Raw genomic sequence first — 13,319 nt, forward strand, 5'->3', positions numbered from 1 at the left:
TGCTTCTACTCAATAAAGCTTGTATTCAGTAAAGCTTAGTTGCTCTATTTTAGAAAATCATTGTAAAGCATATATAAGTGCGCTGAGCTCCAAGAGAAATTATTCGCACCTTGTACGGCTCCCGTTTCTGGGTTGTAGTTTTCTTGAATTGGACGATCAAGCGTTAGACCTTCTGCATTTTTAAATAGCTTATTAACCATCTCATTCGCTTGTGCGGTATAACCATAGTTCGTCATGCCTTTAACACCAAAATAGAATTGATCAACCCACACACGGCCACGCCAATAAATATCTGCACCATACGCTGGGTTATCTTTTGCTGCTGTACCTAATGGCACTTTAGTATTAAATTTCGTGGTATCCATCATGTTTTTCACAACAGCAGCGGCAGTCATATCATCAGCCGCACCATTAAACAGTGGTGACCAACCTTCCGCCCCCATACCACGCGCAACAATCGGATTACCCGCACAACCATTATTTAATTGCGCAGCTTCAGTAGGATTTATATTAATGTCATAGTAAAAACCAGTGGTGCTATCAAACATACATTGATTAATGTAGTTTTTCGTTTCCACTGCTTTTGCAGTAAAATCAGCCGCTGCATCATTACGACCTAATGCAGTCGCAATTTGTGCTAAGAATTTATTATCGCTGTACCAGTATGATGCTTGGTCAACAGATTCTTGCATTAGTGAATAACCCACTAATTGACCACTATCATCACGGTTTTCACTAAACTTAACCTGCCAATCTTTCTTCGCTTGGTTTAATTTAGCCGTATTATCTTCATTCGTATTGGCATACGTTACTTGTTCACCATTCACAGCATAAGTATTATCAAACCCATGTTGTTTATGAGCATAACGACCAAGCTGATCAATAAGTGCAATTTCACTAAAGTCAGTTAGACCTTGAGCATCAGCAATAGTATCAATAAAACCAAATACTGCCGCATCATCTCGTCCTGATTCCCATGACGCAGCGGTTTGTGCTGGGCTATGGATATCAATATAATTAAATGATTCTAATAATTTATTATATTCAGTAATACCTTTAGCTGGAATCCAGTTATCAGGATCAGCCGCCGTTTTATATTCATAAATTAATTGTCCATCTTCAGTTGTATGCGCAGGATCAACCGCGGCACCATATTCAGGAATACCGTTACTATTGGTGTCACGCGCTGTTAACCACCAGTTATGGTAATCAACTAATTTAGGGTACATCTCTTCCAACCACGCTTGAGCATCATCAGCACGGTTATATTTATCTTTTAAGGTTGTATAAACTTCCCACACCGCCCATGACGCTAATGATGGTTTAGTATTACGTTCATTCCATGACTGCGAATCATTCATTTCAGTTAAACCAAGCGCATCACCACGCTCTTTAGACATGTTCATACCAACCACATCCAGTAGATAGCCTTTATCATAAGGACGTAATATATCGTCGGCTTTTACTTGATGTTCAAACACGGTACGAATGTTATTCATCGCTAAATCAGGGTTAAAATGTGCCATCGCATACGCTTGTTTCCAGGTATCCCACGGCCATGTTAAGTTACCAGAGAACCAACGTGCAGTTACTGATGGTGTCACCGTATCGTAGCTAACAAAACCAGCAGGGCTACGCCAGTTACCCGTTAAGGTTTCTATCGCTTTAACAGCAACGCGCTCTTGTTCTGAGGTCGCATTTTTATTAACAAGACCATTAGTTAGATAGTTTTCCCAACGGGTAGTGCTTGCGTTGATGTAATGGACTGGGTTAGACAAAATATCTTTAACAATTGGCTGTTCTTTTTGCCATTCTGCTGCGGTCAGCGTATGACTAAATACGGTATAAATAGTTTTATTAGCAACAGCACCAATATTAGCCACTGATTGGTACTCTAAACCATTAATATGGGTGTCTGCGGTGATGTTACGCTGAATATTAAACGCAGAAGATCCACTGGTACGCACCATCCATGAATCACGTTCTTTACCAAAAGCAATATCAATGTCACCGCTATCATTCGATGTCATTACACGGGTCAAATTAGGTAATTGTTCAGCAACCGTAGACTTGTATTTAGGATCAGGTTTACCATCTTTGGCATAATAACCGTCAACCAGTTTACCGTCCCACACGAGTTCTAAATTTTCACCCGTCGTATTAGTAATAATCGTTTCAACAATCGATGAGCGTGAAGATACAAACTGTAACTTCATTTCAACTTTAATACCGTCGGCTGTCATTGTTTGAATTAATGCGCCCGGAATACTATGAGCCTCCGCGCTAAAATCTACTGGCTGACCTGCTTTTAATATTGATAACTTATCAAAGTATTCGGCGACAGAGGTATTATATTCTTCAGTAATAGCTGTCGCACCAAAGCCACCTTTATTTTCAGGGTGTGCTTTTAAATCCGGTAATAAATGCCCATGCCATGCACCGTCATCATGCAGTGGTGTATACGCCATATGACCACCGACACCCACTTCAGCTAAATGTTGAGGTGTCCCAGTTCGATCAAGAATATTCTTAAATTTCAATGCTATCTGTGGTTTGTCTTTCTCTTCACTGATTGAATTTACATTATCATCAGTATTACACCCAGCAGTAAACATTAACGAACTCACAGCCGCTGCTAATAAGGTTTTTTTTGCTACCGTCGATTGTTTAATCATTTAAAATCCCCCGAGATTTAATGATGAGCTGCATCTTATAATTATTCGTACAGCTATTTTTTTATGGGCAGAATACAACCCGTACTCTGCAATTGCGGTGGATAATAAAGGTAAAAAAAACAACTAAAATTGAGGTAAATCACGTTTATTATTTTACTAAAATAGAGCACAAAAAAATGACAGAAACATTTTGTAACACTTTTTATTAAAAAAAGAGCTTATATAGGAAGGAATATCACACTATAAAAACAAGACCTAAAAGGAATAAAAAATTCAATTATTAATAAGCTTATAAAATAAGCGTGAGGCTATTATTTATCCTGAAAATCATGTGATGCTGATACAAAAAATCAGTTCAATAAAGAAGATGAATGCGATCCTCTATCCAAAAAAATAATAACACCCCCCAAAAGCACTTTATGTAACTTTTGTAACCATTTTTAGTAAATAACGTAACAGTTAAACAATCATTTTTTTAATGAAAATGTGAAGTTCATCACTGGCAAAAATGATCACCAACGTACAACTATTACGTTTATTTTATATATTAGTTATCTCTGTGACCGTTTTTATTGAAATACATGCTATATAAAAAATAAAAGCCGAGTATTTTACTAATACTCGGCTTTAAGATAAAAACATAATGATGTCTATCTATTTAGTAAATTTCATTGATATCAACATCATAAATTACGACGTTTGTTTAGTTCTTCAATTACTGACCTCGGTGCTACTTTTGCTAGCTCCACGATACATGCATTCGCTTTTTCATTACCATGTCTAATATAAATATCACACAAAGCATACAGTTGTTCTGGTGCACCAGAAATCAAATAGGCTTTTTCAAATGATGCTATCGCTACAGTTACATCAATATCTTGATGTAACACACCATTAAGATACCAATAATAGCTATTATTATTCGCCAACGAAGTGGCTATTGTCATTGATTCAGCCGCTGATTTTTTTTGCTTTAAACGCACTTGAGTCAATGCTTTTGCATAATATAGACTCGCATCTTTTGATAATTGCTTAGTGGCTTTATTTAAAACAACCAAAGCCTCTTCATCTTGATCTTGAGCACGATAATTATCAGATAAATTCAGCCAAATTTGGCTATTTTGCGGATCACGTATGACTAATTGTTGATAAATAACGTCTGCTTTTTTCCAGTCACCATGCCAACGATAGGCATCAGCCATTAACAACTGCTGCTCCGGTTGATGCTGCAAATACGCGACAAGATTCTGATATGGCGCTTCCATTTTATGTTTCTGATCGGTACTCATCGCCGAGTAATTACGTAACAAATTTACCGTAGCAGCCCGACGAACACTTAACTCTGGATCATTTAAAAGTGGTGCAAGCAGACGCCACCGATGTTCAAATTTATATAAGTTTGCCCCTGTAATTGCGGCTTGACGAAGAACAGGGCTCGGTTCTTTCAAAGCACGAGCAACAGCAACTAAACTGTTTTGATTAGGATATTGAGCTAATTGACGCAGTGCTTCGGCGCGTTTTTCAATCGTTTCATTTTTATTTTGAGCAATATATGCAAGTTGTTGTTCTATTGGCATATTCTGAACTTGATTTGCAGCTGTCGCATCGATGGCAGCATAGGACGGAATAGAAAAGCTCAACACTCCCATTAATCCTATCACTGCATATTTTTTTATCGTATTAGTCACTGATAACACTCCATACTATAACCGTCTTGATCTACCGCTATTAAGCAGAGAAAAATATTAAAATTTAGTATGATAAACAGCCGCACGTTGTGCTTGTAATCGCTTGGCATCACTGTATTTACCTTGCTGCACCGAATGTCCTAACATATTCAATATATAAGCAATTGATTTATCTGCATGAGCAAAGAATTTTTGCCAACCCGCACATAAATAATTTAACCCCGGCTCACCGCCTTTGGTCTTTATGAATCGATTTTTAGGACACTCACCATGACAAGCAAACTTATACTCACACTGTTGGCACTGTGTTGTCAGCGTTTTCGCTTTTGCAAACCCAAATTGTTGTTGCTTACGGCTATAAGCCAATTCATCTAATTTCTGATGGTGAATATTGCCAATTTTATATTCAGGATAAACGTAGTGATCACAAGAGAACACATCACCATTGTGTTCCATTGCCAAACCTTTGCCACAAATTTCACCTAGCGTACACAATGGGTTTTTTCTCCCCATCCATGTCTCCACACTAGCTTCAAAATATTGAACAAACACTTTACCTACATCGTTCTTCGTCCATTCATCAAACACAGCAATTAAAAAATCACCCCATGCTTGATCTGACACGCACCAAGGTTCCATTATTGATTGCTTATTACCGGGTATTAAACGTTTATCACCTTGACACAATTGAGCACTAGTCTGTTCCGTTTGAGGCGCAACAGTTCGAAAACTTTTTTGTTCAACAATTGGAATAAACTGCATTTGAGGTGATTTAACCACATCGCGTAAGAAACGGTACACGTCAAGAGGGTTGCGGCTCGTGAGATTATTAACACACGTTAATGTGGCAAATTTCACACCATATTGATGCAATAAATCTACCGCTTTCATCACTTGCTTAAATGTGCCACGACCAGCTTTATTGGTACGATACACATTATGTAATAACTCAGGACCATCAATACTCAGTCCGACCAAGAAATTATTTTCCACCAAAAACTCACACCATTGTGGGGTTAATAATGTGCCATTGGTTTGAAGGTCATTGGAAATAATAACGCCTTCAGGTTGATATTTTTGCTGTAATACCACAATCTTTTTAAAATAATCCAAACCTAGCAATGTCGGCTCACCACCTTGCCATGAAAAAATAATTTCAGGGGTGTTTTGACCTTCAATATACTGCTGAATATAGGTTTCTAGCGTGGCATCATCCATTTGTGGAGAACACCCTTTTTTGTAGTCAAGTAAGTCTTCTTTGCTCAGATAATAACAGTAAGTACAATCAATATTACACACAGCCCCAATGGGTTTGGCCATAACATGTAATCGCTTCGAGGCTTTACCTTTGTACTGAGGACCTTGAGTAATAATCATTCTAATTCCTATTTTATAACAAATTTAATAATACAAACTCGTCTAATATTTTTATCAATTTAAATAACAAAACAAGTTCTAACATCATAATAAACAAAAAGAACATACAAATTAGTTATATGTATTATTCCAATTTAGAAAGTTCTTTCACTGTATGATAAATGGTCAATCATTACTGTTGAGAACATCATGTTTAGCACTTCTTTTTTGCCCACTATCAAAATATCATTAATGACAATGTTACTAAGCTCACAGCTAATAGGTTGTGCTGAAGCGCCACCGCACCCAATTGCTCAAGCGATAGATCACAATATGGTTTATGTCAGTGGCGGTAGCTTTTTAATGGGATCAGATTCAAACCAAGCTAAAAAATCAGAAAAGCCGACGCATGCTGTTACTCTCAATGATTTCTATATTGCTAAGTTTGAAGTCACCCAACAATTATTTGAATCGATCATGGGGTCGTCTTTAAGCTATTTCCAATCCCCCAATATTCCGGTGAACAATTTAAGTTGGCAACAAGCTAATTATTTCATTAAAAAACTCAACCAAATCACAGGTGAAACATACCGATTACCAACGGAAGCTGAATGGGAATATGCCGCGCGAGGGGGTCAATTAAGCCGAGGTTATATTTACAGTGGATCTAATAATATTGAAGATGTGGCGTGGTATTCAAAAAATGCAAAAAATAAGGCTCATCAAGTTGGAATGAAACAGCCCAATGAACTAGGGTTATACGACATGACAGGCAATGTCGGAGAATTTGTAAGTGATGCTTATGATGATAATTTTTATCGTTATTCTCCACAAACTAACCCAACAAATTCGCGTCAAGAAGCCAGTGGGTTAGCCCATAAATCAGTCCGTGGTAGTAGTTTTTCTTATGACGCTAAAGAATCTCAAAACTACCGGCGTGATTTTGCTAGCCAATCTATTATCATGTCAGATATAGGGCTGCGCTTAGTAAAAGACGTAAAAAAATAATGATAAATAGCACAGCAGCATTATTCAGTTAATGCTGCTTTTTTTATTTGTTGTCTTAACCATCGATGACCACTATCAGCAGTACGACTTGGATGCCAAATCGTACATAAATCATGTTGTTGACCATCAAACGGTAAATCAAGCGCTTTCAATTTATAATACGCACCTAAATCATCAATCGCAGATTGTGGCAACATACCAATCATATCTGTTGAGCCAATAATAGGCATCATTTCAAATGCACCAGCCGCTCTTATAACAATATTTCTTGCCTCAAGTTCACCAATATCATCCGCATTCAACAAACTACTACGACTATGCCACCGTGAGGCTGCAACATGCTCTTCACTTAAAAATTCAGCTAATGAAATAGAATCACCAATACGAGGATGATTTTCACGACAAACAACCCGTAACCTTTCGGTATAAATAACTTCAGACTTTAAAACTGTACGTCCACGAAGGGCTAAATCAATGACTAAGTCATAGCGCTGTAAGCGTAAATCAGATTCAAGATCTTCAGTAAATTGAGGATGAACTTCTAACGCAATATTAGGCGCACATAACCGAATTTGTTGCATTAACTTAGGTATTAATGAATAACTCACGGTCGACACAACCGCGATAGAGAAAATACGATTCGATATTTTAGGATCAAATTCTCTCGATGCAGACAAAGTCGATGTGAAATTTTTTAATGCAGTCGACATTGCAGGGTAAATATCAGTAGCAAAGACTGTCGGTTCTACGCCTGTGGTATTACGATGAAATAAAGGATCATTATAAATTTCACGTAACCTTTTAAGTGCTTTACTGACCGCGGGTTGGCTAACATTCATTCGTGATGCGGCTTTAGATAGATTCTTCTCTTCATAAATAGCCACAAAAATAGGTATAAGGTTAAGCTCTGTACTTTTCATAAGGATTGATATTACTAATCTAATTAATATTACTGTATAACGCAGCCAAGAAGAGACAACAGCTCCATCTCATTTCTGTGTTAATGCTCTTTATTTTTCTTATATTTTGTACGTTGTTTGTTCAAATGAGGAAAAACAGGCTTGGGCTTACACTTCGCACGGATAGCATTCAAACCTCGCCCTGATTGAGTAATCTGTTGCCATAAAAACAGTGATAACTTTTTTGTAATACCGTTCGATTGAAACTGAGTTGCATCTTGTTGCCAATCGACAGTGTCACAGTATTGCTTTAATTGTAACTGATCGTTATGACGTCTTAATGCACGGTAAAGTAACACTCTCACTTGGCCCCACCGTTGATGCTTTATTGCTTTTGCATAGATAAACCAAGCCGGTAACGGGTGTGTTTTATAATAGGCGACGGTTTTAAACGCTATCATCACTATCGCCACAATAGCTGTTACTAATGTGACCAACCAATGCCAATATTGATGCAACCATGAACTGACTGTATGAGATACATGAAAAGATTGCCCTTCAAGCTTAATAGTTTTTAAAGTTTGAGTCTCAGTATCCCACCACGTTAAATGAGTAGCAGGAAAGCTTACTTGCCCCCCATTTTGAAGTACATAAACAGTCGATTCTTTTCGTTCAGAAAAATAATCACCACGGGTTTGTGAATCACTTAATTGATTGGGTTGAGGATATATTTGATAATCCGCAGTCGCTATTGGTTGAATCAGTTTTGGAATCAGCATTGCTAAGGTATTTGACCCTTTTACAATCAAGGTACGCGTGATCGCATCTCCTGCTTTTAATTCAGGGTTAGATTGACTCCATTGCTGCTCAACCGAGAAATCTCGCCCTGAAACCCATACCGATTGATCACTTAATAATCCTGATGGAATAATAGCGGAGAACGCCTGTGGTTCGGTATATAAAACCCCTGTGGCATTGGTTGAATTAGGACGTGACACTTGTACCGTTACAGCCGTTGAGGGCACCACAAAATGTCCCTCAACTTGAGGATATAATGTTATTTCCCAACGTTGATGGGTCCAGGTAATCCCCTCTTTTTTTTCGGTAAAATTCATCGCTAATTGATTGCGCTGTTTAGCCACCACATTGGGTATTTCAATCGGTGCGATTCGCGTTCCACCAGTAAACCATCGCGGTGTAATCACTTCGATATAGAGAATAATCTGTTGATTAACGGCATAGGTTGGCGTCTTACTGTCTTTTGTTTTGTGAATATTCTCTGTATCACTTAACCATGTTTTTATTGTCACTTGATCTGATTTATCAAGCATATTGGCTGTGCTTGCTTGTGCATTAACACTTATCGACAGCAATATAAGCATAACCAAAATATAGACAACGTAGCGCTGAAAATAATGGGGAGCATTATAGGGGGGCATTATTTAATCTCCTCATTAGGCACATCTTTTATATCCACTGATTGCGAACGAAGCTGCAATTGAAATTTAGCACGTAAAAAATACTTAGGATCAGCTTCTACGCGACGTAACCATTTATCAGCCAGTGCTTGACTACCTAATATTTCGTTCGCATTAAGCGTCTCTTTTGCCATCATTGCAGCATCCACTTTTTCATCAGCGCCATCCCCTGTTTTAGGCTTATCATCACCTAATTCAAACGACTCTTCAGGACCATCAGTGCTGCCTTTTTGGCTTTCACTGATACGATTTACTTCATCAACGATGCCTTGCATAATGGCTAAATTGTTCTCGACCTGTGCTTTTAATTCCGTTTCAAGTTCACCGCTATCAAGCAATAACTGATAAAGATCACGCGCAGCAACATATTCTCTTTGCCTTGCGAGGGCATTCGCAGCATTAAAAAGACTTTGGGGTGTTTTTACTTGTAAAAAAGTACTGTGAGATAATTTATATTCACCCGCATAATAATAAGCGATGCCTTTTTTAAGAGGATCTTGATAACGCTTTGCTGCGGTTAAATAATCAAATTGATTAAAATACCATTGCCCTTGTTGATCCGGCGTCAACCAAATATTCATCCACCAATGTACTGTTTTATCCCACATCGTCACATCGGCTATCGGCTCATTTGTAACCGCTTTTAGGCTTACGGTTTCCGCATAAGTGATCGTTGAATAAAAACTTGGAAACACAATAGCGGCTACTAAACACCACTTGACTAACCACCCTTTTCTAAACCATAACAACATCAATAACATCACGGGAAACAGCAAAAAATACCCCATGTCTTTCCATGGCATTGCAGATTCATTATTTAACTGCATATGGCGTTCAATATTACGGTTAAGTGCCTTGATATCACTATCATCAATGGTCACTTCCACTACGCTCCCTTGCGTGTTTTTTGCGAGGGACTTAAGTGATGCCAAATCAAGAGGTTCATTACTGACGCGGTCTTTATTGCCCGCCGCTAACACCAATAATTGATGAGGACTGACGGCAAAATAATCTTTAAACGCTTCAATTGTTACCGAATTAACGGCGTCAGTAATGAGCAATACCGTACCTACATTTTCAGTACTTAGTTGCGGTTCAATTAACGCTAGCGCTGTTTCGGCGCTCTTGCCTTTTACTGGCATAATATCAGGCTGAATCGCCGCTAAAAAAGGCGCAAAAACAGCATCATCTTTGGTTAATGGCATCGCTAAATGCGCTGAACCTGCAAAAACGACTAATCCAGTTTTCCCCCCCTGACGTAATGCAATTAAATCTCGAATCTTTTGTTTCGCACGTTCTAAGCGATTAGGGGCAAGATCTTTTTGTAACATAGATTCACTGTTATCAAGCACAATCAATAAAGCGGCTTTATCTTCCCCAAAAGGTGAAGCTTCACGTTCCCATGTTGGACCCGCACACACAATAATGGCCACCAGCATGGATACACTTAACAACTTCAGCGGTAATTGTTTTTTCCAACCACTATCACCAATGGTTAAAACTTGACGCAAATGTTGCGGTAGTTGTTGCTGCCATTCATTGTTTGAATCTTGTTTCCAGCGTAAATAAATCACAATGGACAAAGGAACCAAGAGCAATAACCACCATGGGCGAATAAAATGAAAATTATCGACAATTTGTTGCCACATCAGGGAATTAAACATGTTTTTCTCCTGAGTATAGCGTGGTTTTATTTAACGATGGTGTCAACTGTCGCCTCATCGTTGCAACCCCAAATCCAAACAGATACATCACCACAATTAACATAATTGGATATTGATGAACCGACTTTTTAGGTCGATATGTGGTGCTTTCATATAACTGTGGCTCTAATTTACCAATTGCCGCATAAGCTTGTTCTAACTCATTTCGATTAATGGCTTGAAATGCTTGCCCTCCAGATACTTCCGCAACCCGATTGATCACATCCATATCTAATGCTTTCTCACCAACTGTTGTAGGATCCCCCATCGCAATCATATGAATACGAACATTTTTAGCCGCAGCAACTTTAGCGGCATCAATCGGCTCAACATAGCTACCAGTATCATTACCATCAGTTAATACAATCGCGACTTTCTCTCGGGGTTTCTCATTTTGGTGTTGGGAGTCAGTTGAAGTAGAAAGTTCAGCAGATGCACTTTGTTCAAACACTTTAATCGCGAGCCCGATTGCATCACCCAAATGGGTACTTTGACCAGCCATTGCCACATCAGTTTGATTTAAGAGTGCTAACCATGCTTTTTGATCGGCTGTAAACGGTGTTTGTACAAATGCTGCGTCACCAAATAAAATCAGCCCTAAGCGATCTCCTTGACGCGTTGTTGCAAAATCAGCTAATACTTCTTTCGCTGCATCTAAGCGCGATATTTTTTGAATACCGCCATTATCAGATGCTGTTTTTGAGACAAAATCTCGCTCAGCCATTGAACCGGATAAGTCTACAACCACCATCACATCTCGCCCTAGACTTTCTCGTGTTTGTGGTGGCCCTAAAATAGTCGGATTAGTTAATGCAAAAATTAATAAGCACCATGAAATAATAAGCAAGGCTTTTTGCCAATAACTGGCTCTTAACTGACCTGCCCCCTCAGACGGTACTTCATCTAACGCTTGGACTAGCACATCAAAAAAAGGCACTTTTATCGCTGATTGACGGGTGCGATAAGCGGGAATAAACCAATAAATAATAATCGGTAATGGTAATAGCCATAACCAATATGGATTCACTAACTCCAATTGACTAAACAACATTTTGGCCTCCATTTTTCTTTAAATGAAGTTCACCATGTTCGACTAACCATTGCTGGCATAATGTCATTAGTGCTGATAATTCTTGCTTGGATAATAGACACTGTTTTTGCACCAAAGACCGCATCCACTTCTGACCAAGATCATCATTAAAGAGTGTAGTTTGTGGTGAGCGATACTCATCTAAATCATTGAGGAATTGGTCACCAAAAGTATTGTTTTTTTGAGGGTTAAGATAAATTAATACCGCCTTCATCACTTCAAATACATCTAAAGGCAATGATAATGGCATACTGGCGCTATTTATTGAGGCTTGCATGACGCTCATCAGAGCCATTGCTTCTCGGCGGTAACGGTTATTCCACCACAACCTAATCGATTGAATAACATAATATAAAGCAACAACAATCAAAATAGCCGCAACAATTTTCCAGCCAATAGTTTGAGGAAACCAGCTCACATGATCAGGTATTGTCACCTCACTCATATTTCTTAACATGTAATTACTAGGTGGCGCATGAATGCTCATTATCGGCCTCCAATTGCACGTTTAAATTGTTCAAGATGATGACCCGACGTATCTGCTTCAATCAATGGCAGCCCTTTTGTCGCCATCAGTTGAATTAATTGCTCTTTCTTTAAATCTTGATGTTTACCTAAGCCTTTATTGGCTAAGTCAAACCGCTTAGCATCACTTAAATTAAGTTGATACGATCCATCCCCCACCACCCAATGGCTGTATTGCGATGGAAACTGAGATTCAAAAGGATCAGAAATTAATACCCCTAATACATCATTATGTTTTTGTAGATGTTTCAGATGGGTAATTTCATCAACCGTGGCTCCATGCCAATCACTTAAAATAATGATGGTGGCTTCTTTGAGTTTCAAACGACCTAATAACGTAACAAATTGAGTAAATCCAACCTCATAGTTATCATTACTGCTGACATCAAGCGATTGATTCACATCAGACAATAGCTGTAATCGATGCAGCAGATCAGCTTGAGATCGCTTTGGCTTTAACCAATGTATTTGATGAGGGGTATTAATAATAAAACCAACGCGATCGCTGTCTTTAAGAATACGCCATGCGGTCAATGCCGCTAATTCTGCGGCAACCACAGATTTCATGGTATCAATGGATGAAAAGAACATACTACTGCGTTGATCGACACAAATAATAAAATTACGATCTTTCTCTTCGGTATATGAGCGAACATGGGGTTTTCCCGTTCGCAGCGTCACCTTCCAATCAAGATTACGAATGTCATCCCCTAATTGGTAATGTCGTAACTCTTCAAAATTTAACCCCCGTCCTCGAAAAATAGACGAATGGCGACCCGACAACGCTGTACCTGCTTTTAAATTGGGTAATAAACTGAAAAATCCCGCTTGAGATTGTAATTTAATTAGTTGGCTATATTCACAATGAATACGGCTATCTGTGCTTTTTTTACTCAT

The 13,319-nt window shown here is 38.6% G+C and carries 10 protein-coding genes; 1 reads left to right on the plus strand and 9 read right to left on the minus strand.

Annotation, left to right across the window (positions count from 1 at the left end; genetic code table 11):
* Window positions 1-44: 44 nt before the first annotated feature.
* The 3 genes from ygjK to CZ809_RS05755 form a co-directional block, all read right to left on the minus strand.
* The gene (ygjK, locus tag CZ809_RS05745; protein ID WP_080156417.1) at window positions 45-2,675 is read right to left on the minus strand and encodes an alpha-glucosidase; all 2,631 of its coding nucleotides are present in this window, start codon (window positions 2,673-2,675) and stop codon (window positions 45-47) included.
* Window positions 2,676-3,358: 683 nt separating this feature from the next.
* Window positions 3,359-4,363, minus strand: coding sequence for a tetratricopeptide repeat protein (locus CZ809_RS05750; RefSeq protein WP_235865810.1), 1,005 nt, complete (start codon window positions 4,361-4,363; stop codon window positions 3,359-3,361).
* 57 nt (window positions 4,364-4,420) lie between these two features.
* Window positions 4,421-5,740 carry an anaerobic sulfatase maturase gene (locus CZ809_RS05755; RefSeq protein WP_080156418.1) on the minus strand — a complete coding sequence of 440 codons (1,320 nt, stop codon included), beginning with the start codon at window positions 5,738-5,740 and terminating at the stop codon, window positions 4,421-4,423.
* Between the two features lie 231 nt (window positions 5,741-5,971).
* Here CZ809_RS05755 and CZ809_RS05760 point away from each other — a divergent pair, with 231 nt between their 5' ends.
* On the plus strand, window positions 5,972-6,727 hold the full coding sequence (locus tag CZ809_RS05760; RefSeq protein ID WP_235865837.1) for a formylglycine-generating enzyme family protein: 756 nt from the start codon (window positions 5,972-5,974) through the stop codon (window positions 6,725-6,727).
* Between the two features lie 20 nt (window positions 6,728-6,747).
* Here the strand turns inward: CZ809_RS05760 and CZ809_RS05765 are convergent, their stop codons facing one another.
* From CZ809_RS05765 to CZ809_RS05790, 6 genes are all read right to left on the minus strand, one after another.
* Complete coding sequence (locus tag CZ809_RS05765) at window positions 6,748-7,647, minus strand: LysR family transcriptional regulator (protein ID WP_080156420.1); 900 nt, start codon at window positions 7,645-7,647, stop codon at window positions 6,748-6,750.
* A gap of 80 nt (window positions 7,648-7,727) precedes the next feature.
* Window positions 7,728-9,065, minus strand: a complete 1,338-nt coding sequence (locus tag CZ809_RS05770) for a BatD family protein (protein WP_080156421.1) — start codon at window positions 9,063-9,065, stop codon at window positions 7,728-7,730.
* Window positions 9,065-10,768: a vWA domain-containing protein gene (locus CZ809_RS05775; RefSeq protein ID WP_080156422.1), complete on the minus strand. Its 1,704-nt coding sequence runs from the start codon at window positions 10,766-10,768 to the stop codon at window positions 9,065-9,067. Before CZ809_RS05775 ends, CZ809_RS05770 begins: the two co-directional genes overlap by 1 nt.
* The gene (locus CZ809_RS05780) at window positions 10,761-11,858 is read right to left on the minus strand and encodes a VWA domain-containing protein (protein WP_080156423.1); all 1,098 of its coding nucleotides are present in this window, start codon (window positions 11,856-11,858) and stop codon (window positions 10,761-10,763) included. The genes CZ809_RS05775 and CZ809_RS05780 overlap by 8 nt, the downstream gene beginning before the upstream one ends.
* Window positions 11,848-12,384 carry a DUF4381 domain-containing protein gene (locus tag CZ809_RS05785; protein ID WP_080156424.1) on the minus strand — a complete coding sequence of 179 codons (537 nt, stop codon included), beginning with the start codon at window positions 12,382-12,384 and terminating at the stop codon, window positions 11,848-11,850. Before CZ809_RS05785 ends, CZ809_RS05780 begins: the two co-directional genes overlap by 11 nt.
* Window positions 12,384-13,319, minus strand: a complete 936-nt coding sequence (locus tag CZ809_RS05790) for a DUF58 domain-containing protein (protein ID WP_080156425.1) — start codon at window positions 13,317-13,319, stop codon at window positions 12,384-12,386. Before CZ809_RS05790 ends, CZ809_RS05785 begins: the two co-directional genes overlap by 1 nt.

The organism is Photobacterium piscicola (assembly GCF_900166965.1).
GTDB classification, from domain to species: Bacteria; Pseudomonadota; Gammaproteobacteria; order Enterobacterales; family Vibrionaceae; genus Photobacterium; species Photobacterium piscicola.

Bases quoted from the DNA above. Each gene is read 5' to 3' on its own strand.
- CZ809_RS05770 (WP_080156421.1), bottom strand. From the start codon at position 9,065: ATGCCCCCCTATAATGCTCCCCATTATTTTCAGCGCTACGTTGTCTAT.
- ygjK (WP_080156417.1), bottom strand. From the start codon at position 2,675: ATGATTAAACAATCGACGGTAGCAAAAAAAACCTTATTAGCAGCGGCT.
- CZ809_RS05755 (WP_080156418.1), bottom strand. From the start codon at position 5,740: ATGATTATTACTCAAGGTCCTCAGTACAAAGGTAAAGCCTCGAAGCGA.
- CZ809_RS05765 (WP_080156420.1), bottom strand. From the start codon at position 7,647: ATGAAAAGTACAGAGCTTAACCTTATACCTATTTTTGTGGCTATTTAT.
- CZ809_RS05775 (WP_080156422.1), bottom strand. From the start codon at position 10,768: ATGTTTAATTCCCTGATGTGGCAACAAATTGTCGATAATTTTCATTTT.
- CZ809_RS05780 (WP_080156423.1), bottom strand. From the start codon at position 11,858: ATGTTGTTTAGTCAATTGGAGTTAGTGAATCCATATTGGTTATGGCTA.
- CZ809_RS05760 (WP_235865837.1), top strand. From the start codon at position 5,972: ATGACAATGTTACTAAGCTCACAGCTAATAGGTTGTGCTGAAGCGCCA.
- CZ809_RS05785 (WP_080156424.1), bottom strand. From the start codon at position 12,384: ATGAGCATTCATGCGCCACCTAGTAATTACATGTTAAGAAATATGAGT.
- CZ809_RS05790 (WP_080156425.1), bottom strand. From the start codon at position 13,319: ATGAGTAAAAAAAGCACAGATAGCCGTATTCATTGTGAATATAGCCAA.